The sequence below is a fragment of the Marseilla massiliensis genome, from assembly GCF_016899955.1.
GTDB classification, from domain to species: domain Bacteria; phylum Bacteroidota; class Bacteroidia; order Bacteroidales; family Bacteroidaceae; genus Prevotella; species Prevotella intestinigallinarum.
The window spans coordinates 127694-144674 of the sequence record NZ_JACJJL010000009.1; the positions used below are offsets into that span (position 1 = coordinate 127694).

Below are 16981 nucleotides of genomic sequence, written 5' to 3' on the forward strand. Positions count from 1 at the left end.
GCCCGATGGCCGGTTCGGGTCTGGCCGGTTCGGGTCTGGCCGTGAAGGTTTCGGCCGATATGTTTCGGCAGGCATGCATGCCCGGCGCGGCATGGCGTGCCGTGGTCGGGTGCATGTCTGTCGTGGTGTCTTTCGGTTGCCCGGGGGCGTCGGCGGCGCGTTGTTGCGGCCAGCCCCGCCTTGTGGCCAGCCTGTGGCTGCGGTGGCATGCGCTATTTGGTGTTGTACAGTGCCTTGCCCAGCCCGGCCAGGTTTTCCTCGCCCGGCAGTCCGGGGTATTGCGCTTTCATGGCTTCTACGAATGCTTCGGGCGTAGGCGACGACGCCAGTGCCTCTTTTATCTTGCCGAGATACGCAATCTTGAACTCTACCGCCTCTTTGCCGCTTGCGCCCCCATGGCCGCCAATGAACAGCGTGGCGCCCGACTGCAGCGACTTCCTGGCCTCGGCAATCTCGGCGTCGATGGCCTTGGCCGACGCTATCTGCAGATGTGAGGCGTGGGCCCTGGCCGGTGCCCAGTGGGTGAAGTACACCTTGCCGCCTATGGTTATGCTCGCTGCGGGGAAGTCGGTCGATGCCCCGCGGTCAAAGTGGAACGCCGTGCCGGCTATGGTTCGCGTCGTGCCGAAGGCCACCTCGGCCACGCTGCCCGTGGGCAGGCTCGCCATGGCCTCGCCGAAGGTGCCGGCAAAGCCCTTCATCATGCCACCGTATACAGGGCCCTTTGTAAACGAGCCCATGCCCTCGGCCATGAGCATCGGATGGTCGGCGGTGCTGCCAACGTGGTAGTCGGCAATCCTCGCGGCCACCGGCTTGCCCATCTTTTCGACGTAGGCGTCAAACTCGGCGGCGTTGTCCTTGAAGAGCGGTTGCTCCATTGTGACAACCGAGTCGTTGCCCTCGACAATGAAACTGGCGTCGTTCATCACGTCGTTGGTGTAGTAGACGTGCAGTCGGAAGCTGCCCATGTCGTGCACCTCAAAGCGCCCTTTCACCTGGGCCGTGGCCGCGGTGGCCACCAAGGCGAGCGCGGCAATCATCATTTTCTTCATAGTCTGTTTCTCCTTTTCTTTTGTTTTGTTGTCTGTTGTCTTGTTTCACGGTGCAAAATTAGCCATTGGCAGCCATACGCGCAAGAGGGCACAAAGCTGTAAGCAGGTTACGCCAAGGTTACTTTTGCGGCGCAGTGTGGCCACACTGCGAGTAGCCTTTAACTTAGGTTAACCTTGCCCCGCGCAGCCGTTTCCAACCGGCCGGGGGCAGGCCGCGCCCACCAAATACATCATCCGGCGGCAAACCTTTGGCCGTTTCGCCATAAATGCGTATATTTGTAGCCGTTTAAACGATAATAAGGAATGAAGGAATTTGTAATATCCGAGGCCAAGGCAGAGACTGCTGTGCTCGTGGGCCTTATCACCAACGAGCAAGACGAGGCCAAGACCAAGGAGTATCTCGACGAGCTGGAGTTCCTCGCCGACACGGCGGGAGCCGTCACCGTGAAGCGGTTTACGCAGAAAGTGAATGGCCCGAGCTCCGTCACCTATGTGGGAAGCGGCAAGCTCGCCGAGATACGCAAGTATATAGAAGACGAGGCCGAGGCCGACCGTGAGGTGGGAATGGTCATCTTCGACGATGAGCTTTCGGCCAAGCAGATACGCAATATCGAGAAAGAGCTGAAGGTGAAGATACTCGACCGCACGTCGCTCATACTCGACATATTCGCCATGCGCGCCCAGACGGCCGAGGCAAAGACGCAGGTCGAGCTGGCGCAGCACCGCTACATGCTGCCCCGCTTGCAGCGCCTGTGGACCCACCTCGAGCGCCAGGGAGGCGGCTCGGGCTCCGGGGGGGGCAAGGGCAGCGTGGGTTTGCGAGGCCCGGGCGAGACGCAGCTCGAGATGGACCGTCGCATCATACTGCAGCGCATAACCCTGCTCAAGCAGCGGCTGGCCGAGATCGAGAAGCAGAAGAACACGCAGCGCAAGAACCGCGGGCGACTCATCAGGGTGGCCCTCGTGGGATATACCAACGTGGGCAAGTCGACGCTGATGAACCTTCTGGCCAAAAGCGACGTCTTTGCCGAGAACAAGCTCTTCGCAACGCTCGACACAACGGTGCGCAAGATGGTCATCGACAACCTGCCGTTCCTGCTGGCCGACACCGTCGGGTTTATCCGCAAGCTGCCCACCGACCTCGTCGACTCGTTCAAGTCTACGCTCGACGAGGTGCGCGAAGCCGACCTGCTGCTGCACGTAGTGGACATTTCGCACCCCGATTTCGAGGAGCAAATAAGCGTGGTTGAGAACACACTGAAGGACCTCGGCTGCGCCGAGAAGCCGTCGATGATTGTGTTCAACAAGATTGACGCATACCGGTGGGTGGACAAAGACCCCGACGACCTGACGCCGCCGACGCGCGAGAACGTGACGCTCGACGAGCTACGGCGCACGTGGATGGCCAAGCTTGGCGACGACTGCATATTCATCTCGGCACGCGAGAAGCAGAACATCGACGAGCTGCGCGACGTTATGTACAAGCGGGTGCGCGAGCTCCACGTGCAGAAATACCCATACAACGATTTCTTATACGATAATTACGAGTCCTGACGGTTGCCTTCGGGCTTGCGTGACTCATAAAAACATGGTGTGATGCGTTCGCTGACAGTAGACGAGATTGAGGCGCTGGAGCGGCAAGGCTGCTCTGCCGAAGACTGGACACGCATTGGCGTGGCCGAGGATTTCTGCCCGGCATACATACATAACGTGGCTTTTTACGGCGATGTCGGCCTCGGGCTGTTTGACAAGCAGGTCGAGGTTGACGAGGGGTTCGCGCGGCATTCGGGCATACGCAATGCCGTGTTGCGCGACGTGTCGATAGGCGACAACTGCCTGATAGAGAATGTAGGCTGCCACATCTGCCGCTATTCCATTGGCGACGAGTGCTATATCTCGGGCGTTGGGCTCATCACCTGCACCGAGGGGGCGTCTTTCGGCCAGGGCAACGTCGTGTCGGTGCTCAACGAGGCTGGGCCGGGCAACGTGGTAATCTACGACGGGCTGACCTCGCAGATGGCAGCCTTCATGGTGCACTGCTCGGGCGACAAGGCCCTTTGGGAGCAGTTGCAGGCCATGGTGGCGGCGTTTGTGGGCAGGCGTACGGAGGGCCGTGGCACCATAGGCTATGGCGTGAAGATTGTCAACACGCGCGAGATAGTGAACTCGTGCATAGGCGATGAGTGCGAGATTAGCGGCGCCGAGCGCCTCTGCGACTGCACCCTGAGCGGCACACCCGATGCCAGCATATACATAGGCAGCGGCGTCGAGTGCGACAACACCGTGGTGCAGGCCGGCGCATCGGTGGTGGGCGGGGCCCGGCTCAGCAGCTGCTTCGTGGGCGAGGCCTGCCATGTGGGGCGCGGGTTCTCGGCAGAGAGCAGCCTGTTCTTTGCCAATTCGTATGTAGACAACGGCGAGGCCTGCGCCGCGTTTTGCGGCCCGTTCACCGTCAGCCACCACAAGGCCACTCTGCTCATAGGCTGTGCCTGCTCTTTCTTCAATGCCGGTTCGGCCACCAATTTCAGCAACCATGCCTACAAGCTCGGCCCGCTGCACACCGGCACGCTGGCCCGGGGAAGCAAGACCGGCAGCGGCGCACACCTGCTGTTGCCCGCCCGCATAGGGGCCTTCTCGGTGTGCATGGGCAAGATAGAGACGCATCCCGACACCCGGCAGCTGCCCTTCTCTTATGTGATAGGCTCGGCCGGGGCCACCTATCTGGTGCCGGGGCGCAACCTGCCCACCGTGGGCACCATGCGCGATGTGGCCAAGTGGCCCCGCCGCGACATGCGGCCGAGGGTGGGGCGGCAGGCCATTGTCAACTTCGACTGGCTCTCGCCGGCTGTCGTTGCGAGCGCCATCGAAGGGCGGAGGCTGCTGCAGCGCCTGCGCGACGAGCAGGGCGACGACGCCGAGACTTACTCTTTCGGGGGCTGCCTGATAAGGAAACGGTGGCTCGTGCGAGGCATTGCGCTATACGACATGGTGGTGCGCATTTACCTAGGAAGGGCAGTCAAGGGGCATTATTGCGAACTGCCCGAGAGCTCTGTCGGCACGGGCGAGTGGGCCGACCTGGCCGGCATGCTGGTGCCTATGGCCGAGGTGGAGCAGCTGGCCGACGACATCCGCAGCGGCACCGTTGACGAGCTGCAGCTCGTCGACGACCGTTTCATCAGTCTCAACGAGGCGTACGATGACTTTAAGTGGAACTTCACATACAGGCTTGCGCTCGATTACTATGGGCTGGATACGCTGTCGGCCGACGACATCGACCGTATCACGGCCGACTATGAGGCAGCGCGCGCTGAATGGATGGCTGCCGTTGGGCGCGACGCAGAGCGCGAGTTTGCACTCGGCGATGTGGACGAGGGGGTGCTGGCCGCCTTCCTCGACAGTCTGGAGGCGCAAGGCGTGGTGTGACGCTCTGGCGTTGCCGCGCATTCACGCCGGGCATCATGCCGCATGGCGCGATGGCTTTGGCAAATCGGTTTTTGTAATATTTTATGTTTTTCCGGGCTGTTCCGCATAACGTGCTGACAACCACCGTGTTGCAGAATGGCCGGCCCTGCGTCGCAAAACGTGCCGTATGGCATGCCAAAACGGCGCGTTTCGCACGCCCGAACGGGCTGTTTGGCAGGGCCGAACCGCACCGGCAGGGGCACAGGGGGCTTTGTGTAAGCAATTCGTCAGTGCCACGTGACACCCGGACAACCCGTATGCCGCAATGCCGACCTGCATTGTGGCTGTTGTGACAATCAATCAATAACACAATAAGCAAATGGTAAAACTACGTTCTTTCTTTATCGCCTGCATGGCATTGGCCATGACGGTGGCAGTCCATGGCAAAGACTATAAGTATCAGTCGGTGGACGGCGACATGATGAAGTCGCGGATATACAAACTTGACAACGGCCTGACGGTTTACCTCACGGTCAACAACGAGAAGCCGCGCATACAGACCTACATCGCCGTACGCACCGGAAGCCGCAACGACCCGGCCGAGACCACCGGGCTGGCTCACTATCTGGAGCACCTGATGTTTAAGGGGACAAAGGCTTTCGGAACCACCGACTATGCGGCAGAGAAGCCACTGCTCGACGCCATCGAGGCTAAGTACGAGCACTACCGCACGCTCACCGACCCGGAACAGCGCAAGAGCTGCTACCGCGAGATAGACAGTCTGTCGCAGCTGGCGGCGCGTTTCTTCATACCCAACGAATACGACAAGCTCATGTCGTCGATAGGAGCTCAGGGCACCAACGCCTATACCAGCAACGACGTGACCTGTTACACCGAAGACATACCGGCAAACGAGGTGGAGAACTGGCTGCGCATACAGGCCGACAGGTTTGAGAACATGGTGATAAGGGGATTCCACACAGAGCTCGAGGCGGTGTATGAGGAGAAGAACATTTCGCTTACCGACGACTTCGGCAAGGCATACGATGCGCTGAACGCCAAGCTGTATCCGGGCCATCCCTACGGCACGCAGACCACCATTGGCACACAAGAGCACCTGAAAAACCCGTCGATAACCAACATTAAGAACTACTTCAAGCGCTATTATGTGCCAAACAATGTGGCAATATGCATGTCGGGCGACTTCAACCCCGACACGGTCATTGCACAGATAGACCGCTATTTCGGTTCTTGGAAGGCCGACCCCGCCCTGTCGCGACCCGAATATCCGGCATTGGCCGAGTTGACATCAGCCGTCGACACCACCGTAGTGGGGCAGGAGGCAGAGAGCCTCATGCTTGGCTGGAGGTTCAAGGGGGCGGCCGATATGCAGGCCGACACGCTCGGGGTGATATCGCTCATGCTTGCCAACGGTGAGGCGGGGCTGATGGAAACAGACCTTGAGCAACAGATGCTCGTGCAGAGGGTGGCCGTGATGATTGACGGACACACCGACTATACGTCGATGCTTATGTTCTGCCAGCCTAAAGATGGGCAGACGCTTGAGGAGCTTCGCGCGGTCGTGCTGAAGGAAATGGGCAAGCTGAGAAGCGGCGACTTTGACGACGGACTGCTGCCGGCGGTCATCAACAACATGAAGCTGGAGTATTACAAGCAATTGCGCGACAACGGCGCAAGGGCCAACATGTTTGTGCAAACCTTCATCCAGGGAAGGCCGTGGGCCACAGAGGTGGGGGCCATCGACCGCATATCGAAGATTACCAAGCAGCAGATTGTGGACTTCGCACGCCGCCATCTCGGTGAAAACTATGTATGCGTGTACAAGAAAATGGGCAACGACACTACGATAAAGAAGATAGACAAACCGCAGATAACGGCGATACCGGCCAACCGCAACTTGCAAAGCGACTTCCTGAAGGAGGTCGTGGAATCGGAGGCCAAGCCCATACAGCCGCGGTTCCTCGACTTTGATGCCGACCTGACGGTGACGAAGACCGGGGCCGGGGTGCCGCTGCTTTACAAGCAGAACATTGACGACGGGCTGTTTGACCTGTGCTACCGCTATGAGTTCGGCACCGAAGACGTGAAAGGCATGGACATTGCGCCAGACTATCTTTACTATATCGGCACCGACAAAAAGAGCTCAGAGCAGGTCAAGAAGGATTTCTACAGTCTGGCGTGCAACTATTCCATTGGTGTCGGGGCCGACTACGTGGAGGTCAGGTTGAGCGGTTTGAGCGAGAACATGCCCAAGGCTGTGGCCATGCTCGACGACTTGCTGAACAACGCCAAGGGCGACGACGAATCGTTTGGGGGCTTCGTTGACATGCTGGAGAAGTCGCGTGGCGACCTCAAGACCAATCAAGACGCCAATTTCTCTTACCTGTTTGCCTATGGCAGGTATGGCCGCTACAACAGCCAGCGCAACACTCTCAGCGAGCAGGAGCTGCGCGCCGGAGGGCCACAGTTGCTTACCGGCATGCTGAAGAAGCTGGCAGGGTATGAGCATACGGTGATGTATTATGGGCCGGAAACGCAGGATAGGCTTGTCGAGGTGCTCAAGGCAGGGCGCCATCTGGCCGCCAAGCTGTCGCCGGCGCCTGTAGGCAAGGCCTACGAGATGGCGCTTACGCAAGCCAACGAGGTGATGATTGCTCCTTATGACGCCAAGAACATATACATGGTTCAGTTCCACAACGAGGGCCGTCGGTGGCATGCCGAAGAGGCACCGGTGCAGGCTCTGTTCAACGAATACTTCGGAGGAGGCATGAACACGGTTGTGTTCCAGGAGTTGCGCGAGTCGCGCGGACTGGCCTACAGCGCTTTCGCACGGTACAATGCACCAGCCCGCAAGAATCAGACCGAGTCGTTCTATACTTACATCATATCCCAGAATGACAAGATGATGGACTGTGTCAATGTGTTCAACAACATATTGGACGACATGCCTCAGTCGCAATCGGCATTCGACATTGCCAAGCAGAGCCTTATAAAGAAGCTGCAGAGTGAGCGCACCACGCGCTTCAACGTGCTTCGCGCCTATGTAGAGGCTCGTAACCTTGGCATTGACTATGACATCAAAGAGCGCATTTACAATGCTCTGCCTGCCATCAAGATGGCCGACGTGATAAGCTTTGAACAGCAGAATATGGCTAAAAAGCCTTTCCGCTATATCATCCTGGGCGATGAGAAGGAGCTCGACATGGAGTCGCTCGGCAAGATTGGGCCTGTGAAGAGGCTCTCTACCGAGGAGATTTTCGGCTTCTGAACGGCGGAAAATGTGAGCCGTTGACAGTGGAGTTGGGGGTTATGGGGAGTTAAGTGAAGTTAGAAGGAGTTAGAGGACATTGGTATTCGACAAGCAACTATGCAGTCTGAAGCCATCGTCTTCTACCTCCCCATAAATCCTTCTGACTCCCCATAACTCCCAACTCCGCAGTCAATGTCCATCGTCTTCTAACTCCCTGTAACTCCTTCTGACTTCTTCTAACTCCCAATAATTATAAAACCGCCTTTTGCACGGCCTTTTGGGCATAGAGAAACAATCCGGGTCGTCAGTTGTTCACTTCGACAATCTTGGTTGGTGCCTGCTCCTTGTTGCGTCGGTTGGTTACGGTTACCACAGCCTGGGCAAGGTTGATGAATGCCAGTCCGGTGATGGTTTCCGAGTTGCAAGCGGCGGGTTGTCCAGCGTCGCCGCTCTCACAGATGCTCTGAACAAGCGGAATCTGGGCCAGCAGCGGCAGGTCCATCTCCTTGGCCAGCGCCTTGCATCCCTCGTGGCCGAAGATATAGTACTTGTTTTCGGGCAGTTCGGCAGGCGTAAACCACGCCATGTTCTCGACAAGTCCCAGTATCGGCACGTTCACCTTGTCGTTTTTGTACATGTCGATGCCCTTGCGAGCGTCGGCCAATGCCACGTTTTGCGGCGTACTTACTATCACCGCGCCCGTTATGGCCAGCGTTTGCAGCAGGGTGAGGTGTATGTCGCTTGTGCCGGGAGGGGTGTCGAGGATGAAGTAGTCGAGCTCTCCCCAGTCGGCATCGGCTATCAACTGCTTTAGCGCGTTAGACGCCATGCCGCCGCGCCAGAGCGTCGCGGTGTCGGGATTGACAAAGAAGCCGATGCTGAGCAGCTTCACTCCGTATTTCTCTATGGGCTCAATGAGTTGCCTGCCGTCTTTTTCCACGGCATACGGCCTGGCGTCTTCAACGTTGAACATCTTTGGCATCGACGGGCCGAAGATGTCGGCATCGAGCAGCCCGACCTTGTAGCCGAGCCGTGCCAGGGCTATTGCCAGGTTGGCGGCCACGGTGCTTTTGCCCACTCCTCCCTTGCCGGAGCTTACTGCAATGATGTTTTTCACCTGCGGCAACAGCTTGCCCACCTCCGGCCTTGGCTTCGACCTGAACTCTGTGGTGATGCTTACCTGCACGTCTTTGCCTACGTGGTAGTGTATGGCGGCCTCGGCGGCCTTGACCGTTGACTTAAGAAACGGGTCGGTGTCTCGCGGGAAAATCAGTGAGAACGACACCGACATGCCGTCTATTCTGATGTTGTCGGCCACCATGTCGCTCTCTACGAGGTTCTTCTTCGTGCCGGCATAGGTCACTGTTGCCAGCGCGTCGAGTATGAGTTTCGGATAAAGTGTCATATTCTTTGCTATATGGTTCTTGGTTATTTGGATTGCAAATATTGTGCCGAAAGGCCATGCCACGGCCCGGTTTTTGCATCCGTAGGGTTGTTTTCTGTGTTTTGCGGCATGGTTTAGCCTGCATGGCCAAACAGTCATACAGTCATTTTCAGCATGTCACAGGTGGGATGTAGCGGTGCCGGCCTTGTTTTCCTGATTCTTTACAAATGCGCTGCCGGTTGACCAGCCGGCCCGTCCCGAATTGCCGGACGGGCCGTATTGGCGTTTGATATGGGCCGTTTGGGGTTACAATACGGACTGTTTCGGAGCTTGAAACGGCATGTTTGGCACGGGGCTGAGCCACAGGCCGTTATGCCGTATGGCTGTCGCTGTGAATAAACATTACACGGGCGGGAGCGCCCTTCCTGGTCGCCGTTGCCGGCCTGTGGGCCGCCCTGGGGTTATGATGCTATTGTGTTGTCGACTTTCTGCTTCACTGTGGCTTTCTCCATCTGGTTGCAGTATCGCTTGCATTGGTCGCAGATGTTGTAACCGAGCATAGCCCCGAGGATGAAATCCTTTTCAGGCGAGAGTTCGTAGAGCGGGCAGTTGACAAGGTGCTTTATAACCTCTATGCACTCGCTCTTTCCGAAAAACAGGTTGACGCTGTTGCGGCCGGCAGGCTGTATCAGGTAGGCTATGCCCTGGCTGTTGAGCCGCCGTATGGCAAAGTCTTCATACTTCTTGTTCATTGTGTACAGCACCATTTGCCTTACTCCTTTCTTGAACTCGTAGACATGGTTGAGGAACACTTTCAGTTCCACGGGGTTTATGTTTGCAGTTTTCATAAGCTAAGTGTCATTTTGCTGGCCGCCGGCGTGTGGCGGCACTTTTTTCACGTCGGTTTCCGTTTGCAAAACTAACTGAAAACTGCCGATTGCGCAATACCTAAAAGTTATGAAAAGGCGTGGCAGGGCCTCGTCTTGTCACTCAACATACCTGCCGAGCCTTATCTTCCGGGCCAGCAACTCGTCGTCGGGTGCTTGCCTTGCGGCCTCCTTCCAATAGCCCATGGCAACCTCTTTTCTGTATTCCTCGTCTGTGAAAAACCGGTCGCCGTCCTTTCCCTCGGCGTTTTCCATGAGCATGGCTATGTCTCCTGCAATCTCGAGCAGGCCGGGCGTTTCTTCGCTGGGGTCGTAGATGGTAGGCCCGAGCCATTCCCATGCTCCCCAGTAGTCTTTCTTCTTGTATAGAATGATGGCCTTGGTGCGTTTGTAGTAGTCGTGTTCCGGAAATGTGGCAAGGGTGGCCTCGTTCATGAGCGTGGCCTGCGTGAGGTCTGTTTTGTGTATGGCCATTGCGAGCGCAGACATGTTTATCGCGTCGCACATTTTTATGTCGAGCAGCTCAACGGCCTTGCTGATGCTGTCGATGCCTGCCGAGTCGCCCTCGGCAAGCATCATCCTTCCCAGCGCAACCAGGTTGATGGTGGCATAGATGGTGTCTTTCCTGATGTCCGTTTTCATTGTCCCTTTTTTTAAAAGAGTCATGGCAGCCTTGTTGTTGCCGCGCTTCATTTGCTCTACGCTGGTTAGAAAGGTGTACAGCTGGTCGTCGGTTGTGGCTGCCGGGGCCCTCCTCATGGCTCGCGCCACTGCCGCCGTGTCGCCCTTGGCGTGTTCAGTCCTTACAAGGTCGACCCATCCGGCTGTGATGCCGGCTGCTGCTGCGAAGCAATAGTTGCTTTCAGCTAAGTCGGGCACTGTTATTTCGATGTCGCCAAGAATATAAGTGACGGTGGTTAGCGACCGTCCCAGTATGTAATTGATGACACAGTTTGCCGCTATGAAGTATGATGCGTAGACAAAGACCAGCGTCAGCAGCGGTGCGGCCACACGCTTCATTACGAGCGGAATGGCTGCCGTCAGCAAAAGGGCCGTGGCGGCTGCAGCCAGTGCCAGTGGTATTTCGTTTCTCGTCAGGTAGACAATTAATGGGAGTATTGGCGGGATGAAGGCCACCGAGGTGTATGAAAAGCCGGTGCCACGGGCTTGGTCGATCTTTCTCATCCGCGCGTATAGAATACTGCAGGCTACCAGTAAGGCGGTCGATATAGTGAGGCAAATGTCATTGGCCCGCTGTCCATCAGTCCTAATATATTCAAGCATGGATGAAACGGGGGGGATGATGCAATATAATACTGCGCAGCCGCCGGAAATGATAAGATAGTCTTGCGAGGTGTCGTTATCTTGAACATTCATTGTTTTCGTCAGTATCTTACTTTGTTATGCTGTTTCATGACTTGAGGTTGCCTTGCCCGTGCTGTTCTGAGTCGGGTGTGTTGTTGCTGAAGCGGTAGGCGTTGTGGCGACAAATAGTAATCACAGGTCATGAGTTTCGTTTTCTGTATCATGTCATTATGGCCGGCCTTGCGTTCGGGATGCGCGGCGACGACGGCCGTTGTGAGGCCTGGGCTGTGGCCTTGCCGTTGGTCTTGGGTGTTGGTAGGCTGGCCGCGCCAATGCTTGGCGGGCGGTCTTGCCGGTTAGTGGCTGTTGCCCCTTGCGCCCCTTCCGGGTGTTTCCTCACGTCCCGTCATGTCGGCGGCGCTCATCGTCGGCCTCGGCCGTGGTGTAGTTTGTTTATTGTCATTTTCCTATTAGGCGTGGCTGTGTGGCGCATGTCATGGGAGTAGATGTGGCAGCCTGATGCTTCCCGTGTTCAGCCTGCCTGCCTTTGCTACGGTGGCGATGTTCTGCTGATGCCATGTCCAGGCCGGATGCTCCCAAGGGAAGCGCAGTCCGGTCTGTGGCTGGTGGTTCATTTGCTCGTCGACAGCCCGCTTCGCTTGGTGCGCTTGTAGCTGCGGTACTCGTCGAGCGGTATCTCAACGTCAGGCTCTTCGAGCGTGCCGGAGTGTGGCAACCTGAACTTCATGTAGCGTATATTGAGCCCGCGGTCAATCCATTGCGCCTCGTAGTAGGTCTGTATCGATAGAATCTTGCGCGTCTCGGGGTCAATGCCGTCGGTGTGGTAGAGGTCTTCGGTGCGGAAAAGCAGCGGCAACCGGTTGCGCTCCACCATGTAAGTGGTGTATGTGAACAGGAAGTTCGAGTCGGTCTTCAGGTGTATTATGCCTCCGTCTGCCAGGAAATGGCGGTAGCGTTCCATGAACGAGGTGCTGCTGAGCCGCTTCCTCGGGTTCTTCATCTGCGGGTCGCTGAACGTCAGCCATATCTCCTGCACTTCGCCGGGGGCAAAGAACCGGTCTATGATTTCTATGTTGGTGCGCAGGAAGGCCGCGTTGCTTAGTCCCTCGTCGAGCGCCTGCTTGGCCCCGGTGTGCATGCGTGCGCCCTTGATGTCGACGCCGATGAAGTTTACTTCGGGGTATAGCTTGGCCAGGCCGACGGTGTATTCGCCTTTGCCGCAGCCCAGTTCGAGCACTATCGGGTTCTGGTTGTGGAAGTAGTCTTCGCGCCATCGTCCCCTCATCTCAAACGTTACGCCTTCCATGGCGGAGTAAGGGAACTGGAAAACGTTGCTGAACGTCTCCATCTCGGCGAACTTCTGTAGTTTTCCTTTGCTCATTGTTGTTGTCGGGTAAGTAGGGGAAAGGCCGCTTCCGGGGTACATTTGATACTTCGGCGGCGGCCTTTCGTTATTTCTGGAAAATGTTTATGCCTTATTGGGCAGATGCCAGCGGTGCTGCCTGGGTGTAGGTGCGTGCCCCCAGTTCCTTGTCGAGCATGTACAGACCGTAGCCGTTGTCCTGTATCATCTTGAGGTTGTCAATGATGTTCTGGGCCGTTTCCTCCTCTTCAACCTGCTCGTCGATAAACCATTTCAGAGCGCTTTGGGTTGCATAGTCCTTCTCGGCGGCTGTCAGTGCGAACAGTTCGTTGATGAGTGCCGTTACCTTCTGCTCGTGGGCGAGGGTGCTCTCGAACACGTCGAGTAGCGATTTCCACTCCGTGGGAACGGCATCTATCGGCTTAAGGGTAACCGTGCCGCCGCGCTGGATGACGTAGTTGAAGAATATCTTTGCATGGTCTTGCTCCTCCTGGAACTGCACTTCATACCACTTGCCCATGCCCGGCTTGCCGTTTGAATGGCAGTATGCGGCCATGGAGAGGTATAGGTAAGCCGACCATAATTCGGCGTTGATCTGCGCGTTGAGCGCCTCTTCAATCTTTTTGCTTAACATAATGATATGTATTTAAAGTTGAGTTGTGTTGTTGTTTGTATGTTGGCGTGTCATTCTATCACTACTTTTGTCCACCCGTGCTTGTCTTCTTCCGTTCCGTATTGTATTCCGCGGAGGTGGTTGTAGAGCCTGGTGGATATCGGTCCGGGCTTTCCGTCGGTGCTGAACGTGTATCGTTTGCCCGTGTCAAGGTCGTCGATGTATGATATTGGCGATATCACGGCTGCTGTTCCGCATGCTCCGGCTTCCTCGAATGTCTCGAGTTCCTCTTCGGGTATGTGCCTTCGCTCGACTGTCATGCCGAAGTCTTCGGCCAGTTGCATCAGGCTTTTGTTCGTGATGCTGGGCAGTATGCTGCTCGACTTCGGCGTCACGTAGGTGTTGTTCTTTATTCCGAAGAAGTTGGCGGCGCCGCATTCGTCCATGTATTTCTTCTCTTTAGCGTCGAGGTAGAACTCACATGCGTAGCCTTTCTCGTGGGCTATGCTGTTGGCTTTCATCGAGGCTGCATAGTTGCCGCCCACCTTGTAGCATCCCGTTCCGAGCGGGGCGGCGCGGTCGTAGTCGCGTATGATGACGTAGGGGTTGGTAGAGAACCCGCCTTTGAAGTACGGGCCCACTGGCGTTACGAATATCATGAACAGGTATTCAGACGCTGGGTGCACACCCACTTGTGCCGACATGCCCACGAGCAGGGGGCGTATGTAGAGCGTGGCACCGCTTTCGTAGGTCGGTATGTACTCTTGGTTGAGGCGCACCACCTTCTTTACCATGTCCTCGAACAGTTCCGTCGGCACTTCGGGCATGAGTATTCCGCGGCATGTCGACTGCAGCCTTGCTGCGTTCTCATCCATGCGGAACACGCGCACCTTGCCGTCGGGGCACCTGTATGCCTTCAGTCCTTCGAAGGCTTCTTGCCCATAATGCAGGCAGGTGGCTGCCATGTGCATCTTTATGTACTCGTCGGAGCAGACCTCAATCTCGCCCCATTGCCCGTCGCGGTAGTAGCACCGCACGTTGTAGTCAGTCGGAACATATCCGAAAGACAGGCTTCCCCAGTCAATGTTCTTCATATTATGACTTGTTAATGTGAATCCTACCCGGCCTTTGCCCGTGTGTGGCTGCTGTGCGTCGGTTGGCGCCTTGCGCCTTGCGGCAGGCCAGTCGTTTACCAAAGGCAAAGGTAATCAAAATATTGAACGATAGCAACTAAAAGGGTACAAAAATCTGAAAATGACGTGAACTTTTCTTTGTTGGTGTCCGGTTGCCGCCCTGCTGTCGGCCTTCCCCCGTCAGTATGGGGCTTTGCGTGGTTGCCGTCAGGCGCCAGTGTCGGTGGCTCACTCTTTTCCGCCGTCGCTTTCCAGTATGTCCTTTATCTCCTTGTCGGTCTTGGTGAGCTTGGCTTTGCACAGCTTTATCAGCTGTTGTGCGCGGCGTAGTTGCTCGCCGAGCGAGTCGATGTCGGGCTCTTCGTTTTCCATTCGTGCCACAATGCGTTCCAGTTCGCGCATGGCTTCTTCGTATTTCATGTCGTTCTTCATTTCACTGTTGATTTTATTCTGCCTTTTTCAAGTCTTGTTTCAATCTCGTCGCCGGTCTTCAGCTGTCCTGCGTCGCGCACGGCGTGTCCTCCGCACATGGTTATGCTGTAGCCGCGCCGCAGCAGCAGTGTCGGGTCTTGGGCCAGTGCACGTTGCTCGAGCATCTCCACCTTGTGGTGTGCGGCTGCCAATTGCCGCATGGCAATGGGCGGTATGGCCTGCCTTGCCATCTCTATGCGGTGGCCCTGCTCATTGATTCGGCGTGCAGCGCCGGCCTTCAGCCTCTCTGCAATGATGCCTATGCGGGCCTCCTGGCGCGTCTTCACTACCGAGAACAGCGCCGGTATCCTGCCAGATATGGCCGACATGCGCTGCCTTTCCGTGCCAAGCCGGGCCGTCACCATGCGGACGAGACGTTGCCGCCAGTCGTCCAATTGCGCATCCACGGCGCTCAGCCTGCTCACGAGCAGGGCGGCGGCGGCCGTTGGCGTCTTCACTTTTGTGTGTGAAACCATGTCGAGTATCGACTCGTCTCTGTCGTGCCCGATGCCCGTGATGACCGGTAACGGGAAGTTGGCCACGTTCTCTGCCAGTGCCAGGGTGTCAAATCCCGACATGTCGCTCGTGGCCCCTCCTCCGCGTATTATAACCACACAGTCGAACAGGTCGGCTTCCGCATTTATTCTGTTCAGTGCCGCTATGATGCTCTGTTCAACCTGCTCGCCCTGCATTGTAGCTGCGAACAGTCGCGTTTCGAAGGCGTATCCATACTCATTCTCGGCCAGTTGGTTGCAGAAGTCGCCATATCCGGCGGCTGTCTGGCTTGATATCACGGCTATGCGCTGCGTGAACACGGGCAGCTCAAGTTCCTTGTTGAGGTCGAACACCCCTTCTTCCTTCAGCCGGCGAATTATCTCCATGCGTCTGCGAGTCATGTCGCCCAAGGTGTAAGTGGGGTCAATGTCGGTGACAATCCAAGAAAACCCGTATGCTTCATGGTATTGGGCATACACTTGCAGCATCACCTTCATCCCGGCGTGCAGCTGTTGTCCGGTGGCGCGCTCGAAGTAAGGGCGCAGCAAGGCCCACGTCTGTCGCCAGCATTTTGCCGACGCCCGGGCTATGGGAGTGTTGCCGTTGGCGTCTTTCTCAATCAGTTCCATGTAGCAGTGGCCCCTTGACTCGCGCACCTCCGACAGCTCCGCTTCCACCCAATACTCGTCGGCCAGCACGCTCTCTATCGTAGAGCGCACCATGCCGTTGAGCTCATATAGCGTCATTGCCGCCTGGTTGTGCGTTGTTGCCATTGCGTTTCGTGTTGTCATGCTTGTTGTTGTCATGCTTTGTTGGTGTGCCGTCGGTGCCCGAATATGCCGGGCTGTGGCATTGCCCACGCGCGTTGCCTATGTCGGGTCGTGGCGGTTGCCTTGCCGTTGCGTTTGCCTTGCCTTTGGCGCGGCCGGGCCAGGCGCCAGGGCTTTGCCCCATTGCACCTCGACGTAGGCCATGCAAATTTACGAATAAAATCCGATAAAACCGTATCAGGCGTGAAATGTATTTACATGATGTGTCGTGAGAATGGCTTGTTTGCGGCAGGCCGGGCGTCGGCAGGCAAATAACGGCAAAATGAGTGTGCATTCATAACTGCCTGACACCGTTTGCCTTGCGCCCCTACATGGCGTTGCTGTGCATCGGTTCCGGCCGTTCCACTATGCCGTTCGGCTCGTTTTGGCATGCTAAACGGGCCGTTTTGCAGTGTGACATGGGCCGTATTGCCACCGGGTTGATGGCTGTTTTTATGCCCGTTTTTGTCGTTTTGTGCTGAGAATGGCATTGTTTTGGTATGCCGCAGCATGTGTTCGCACATCCAGAGCCAACTTTTTGACTCTATTTCCACTTGTTTTTCAGTAGCCGATATTAGTATTAAATGTTTATAATATGCCTTTACGTGCATGGCATACAGGTCGGCGTGCTGTTGGCATACGGGGGCGGCTTGGAGATGGCATGTGGGCGGTTAAGGCCCGTTATGGCGTAGTGTACGCTGGCAATGAGTGCAGGTGGCAGTGCCGCCAGATTGTTGTCTTGGCCCCAAGCGTAGCGTGCCGCGTCGTGGCGAAG

13 protein-coding genes are annotated in these 16981 nt (G+C 56.7%); 3 read left to right on the forward strand and 10 right to left on the reverse strand.

Annotation, left to right across the window (positions count from 1 at the left end; all coding sequences use genetic code 11):
- Positions 1-212: 212 nt before the first annotated feature.
- The gene (locus H6B30_RS07075; RefSeq protein WP_205109090.1) at positions 213-1052 is read right to left on the reverse strand and encodes a hypothetical protein; all 840 of its coding nucleotides are present in this window, start codon (positions 1050-1052) and stop codon (positions 213-215) included.
- A 303-nt stretch (positions 1053-1355) separates the two neighbouring features.
- Between H6B30_RS07075 and hflX the strand changes: the two genes are divergently transcribed.
- The 3 genes from hflX to H6B30_RS07090 all read left to right on the forward strand — a co-directional run bounded on the left by hflX (position 1356) and on the right by H6B30_RS07090 (position 7743).
- Positions 1356-2606, forward strand: coding sequence for a GTPase HflX (gene hflX / locus H6B30_RS07080; protein WP_205109092.1), 1251 nt, complete (start codon positions 1356-1358; stop codon positions 2604-2606).
- 42 nt (positions 2607-2648) lie between these two features.
- On the forward strand, positions 2649-4475 hold the full coding sequence (locus tag H6B30_RS07085) for a DUF4954 family protein (protein WP_205109094.1): 1827 nt from the start codon (positions 2649-2651) through the stop codon (positions 4473-4475).
- 358 nt (positions 4476-4833) lie between these two features.
- A complete protein-coding gene (locus H6B30_RS07090; protein WP_205109096.1) occupies positions 4834-7743 on the forward strand; it encodes a M16 family metallopeptidase in 2910 nt (969 codons plus the stop codon).
- Between the two features lie 286 nt (positions 7744-8029).
- On the opposite strand, the gene H6B30_RS07095 is transcribed toward H6B30_RS07090, so the two are convergent.
- The 9 genes from H6B30_RS07095 to H6B30_RS07135 all read right to left on the reverse strand — a co-directional run bounded on the left by H6B30_RS07095 (position 8030) and on the right by H6B30_RS07135 (position 16760).
- Positions 8030-9130, reverse strand: a complete 1101-nt coding sequence (locus tag H6B30_RS07095; RefSeq protein WP_205109098.1) for an Mrp/NBP35 family ATP-binding protein — start codon at positions 9128-9130, stop codon at positions 8030-8032.
- 440 nt (positions 9131-9570) lie between these two features.
- Entirely contained in the window at positions 9571-9957 is a 387-nt protein-coding gene (locus H6B30_RS07100; RefSeq protein ID WP_205109099.1) for a DUF2023 family protein, read from the reverse strand.
- A gap of 138 nt (positions 9958-10095) precedes the next feature.
- Positions 10096-11181, reverse strand: a complete 1086-nt coding sequence (locus tag H6B30_RS07105) for a hypothetical protein (RefSeq protein ID WP_205109101.1) — start codon at positions 11179-11181, stop codon at positions 10096-10098.
- Between the two features lie 751 nt (positions 11182-11932).
- Positions 11933-12703 carry a tRNA (guanosine(46)-N7)-methyltransferase TrmB gene (gene trmB / locus H6B30_RS07110; protein ID WP_205109103.1) on the reverse strand — a complete coding sequence of 257 codons (771 nt, stop codon included), beginning with the start codon at positions 12701-12703 and terminating at the stop codon, positions 11933-11935.
- A 94-nt stretch (positions 12704-12797) separates the two neighbouring features.
- A complete protein-coding gene (locus tag H6B30_RS07115) occupies positions 12798-13319 on the reverse strand; it encodes a ferritin (protein WP_205109105.1) in 522 nt (173 codons plus the stop codon).
- 50 nt (positions 13320-13369) lie between these two features.
- Positions 13370-14392, reverse strand: a complete 1023-nt coding sequence (locus tag H6B30_RS07120; RefSeq protein WP_205109106.1) for a branched-chain amino acid aminotransferase — start codon at positions 14390-14392, stop codon at positions 13370-13372.
- A gap of 267 nt (positions 14393-14659) precedes the next feature.
- Positions 14660-14863 carry an exodeoxyribonuclease VII small subunit gene (gene xseB, locus H6B30_RS07125; RefSeq protein ID WP_205109108.1) on the reverse strand — a complete coding sequence of 68 codons (204 nt, stop codon included), beginning with the start codon at positions 14861-14863 and terminating at the stop codon, positions 14660-14662.
- Positions 14860-16188 carry an exodeoxyribonuclease VII large subunit gene (gene xseA, locus H6B30_RS07130; protein ID WP_239483723.1) on the reverse strand — a complete coding sequence of 443 codons (1329 nt, stop codon included), beginning with the start codon at positions 16186-16188 and terminating at the stop codon, positions 14860-14862. Before xseA ends, xseB begins: the two co-directional genes overlap by 4 nt.
- A 233-nt stretch (positions 16189-16421) precedes the next feature.
- Positions 16422-16760, reverse strand: coding sequence for a hypothetical protein (locus H6B30_RS07135; protein ID WP_205109109.1), 339 nt, complete (start codon positions 16758-16760; stop codon positions 16422-16424).
- Between the last annotated feature and the right edge of the window lie 221 nt (positions 16761-16981).

What these genes read in the sequence shown, in the direction of transcription:
- H6B30_RS07090 (WP_205109096.1), top strand. Translation starts at nt 4,834, where the DNA reads ATGGTAAAACTACGTTCTTTCTTTATCGCCTGCATGGCATTGGCCATG.
- trmB (WP_205109103.1), bottom strand. Translation starts at nt 12,703, where the DNA reads ATGAGCAAAGGAAAACTACAGAAGTTCGCCGAGATGGAGACGTTCAGC.
- xseB (WP_205109108.1), bottom strand. Translation starts at nt 14,863, where the DNA reads ATGAAGAACGACATGAAATACGAAGAAGCCATGCGCGAACTGGAACGC.
- H6B30_RS07095 (WP_205109098.1), bottom strand. Translation starts at nt 9,130, where the DNA reads ATGACACTTTATCCGAAACTCATACTCGACGCGCTGGCAACAGTGACC.
- H6B30_RS07085 (WP_205109094.1), top strand. Translation starts at nt 2,649, where the DNA reads ATGCGTTCGCTGACAGTAGACGAGATTGAGGCGCTGGAGCGGCAAGGC.
- hflX (WP_205109092.1), top strand. Translation starts at nt 1,356, where the DNA reads ATGAAGGAATTTGTAATATCCGAGGCCAAGGCAGAGACTGCTGTGCTC.
- H6B30_RS07075 (WP_205109090.1), bottom strand. Translation starts at nt 1,052, where the DNA reads ATGAAGAAAATGATGATTGCCGCGCTCGCCTTGGTGGCCACCGCGGCC.
- H6B30_RS07100 (WP_205109099.1), bottom strand. Translation starts at nt 9,957, where the DNA reads ATGAAAACTGCAAACATAAACCCCGTGGAACTGAAAGTGTTCCTCAAC.
- H6B30_RS07105 (WP_205109101.1), bottom strand. Translation starts at nt 11,181, where the DNA reads ATGAGAAAGATCGACCAAGCCCGTGGCACCGGCTTTTCATACACCTCG.
- H6B30_RS07120 (WP_205109106.1), bottom strand. Translation starts at nt 14,392, where the DNA reads ATGAAGAACATTGACTGGGGAAGCCTGTCTTTCGGATATGTTCCGACT.
- H6B30_RS07115 (WP_205109105.1), bottom strand. Translation starts at nt 13,319, where the DNA reads ATGTTAAGCAAAAAGATTGAAGAGGCGCTCAACGCGCAGATCAACGCC.
- xseA (WP_239483723.1), bottom strand. Translation starts at nt 16,188, where the DNA reads ATGACAACACGAAACGCAATGGCAACAACGCACAACCAGGCGGCAATG.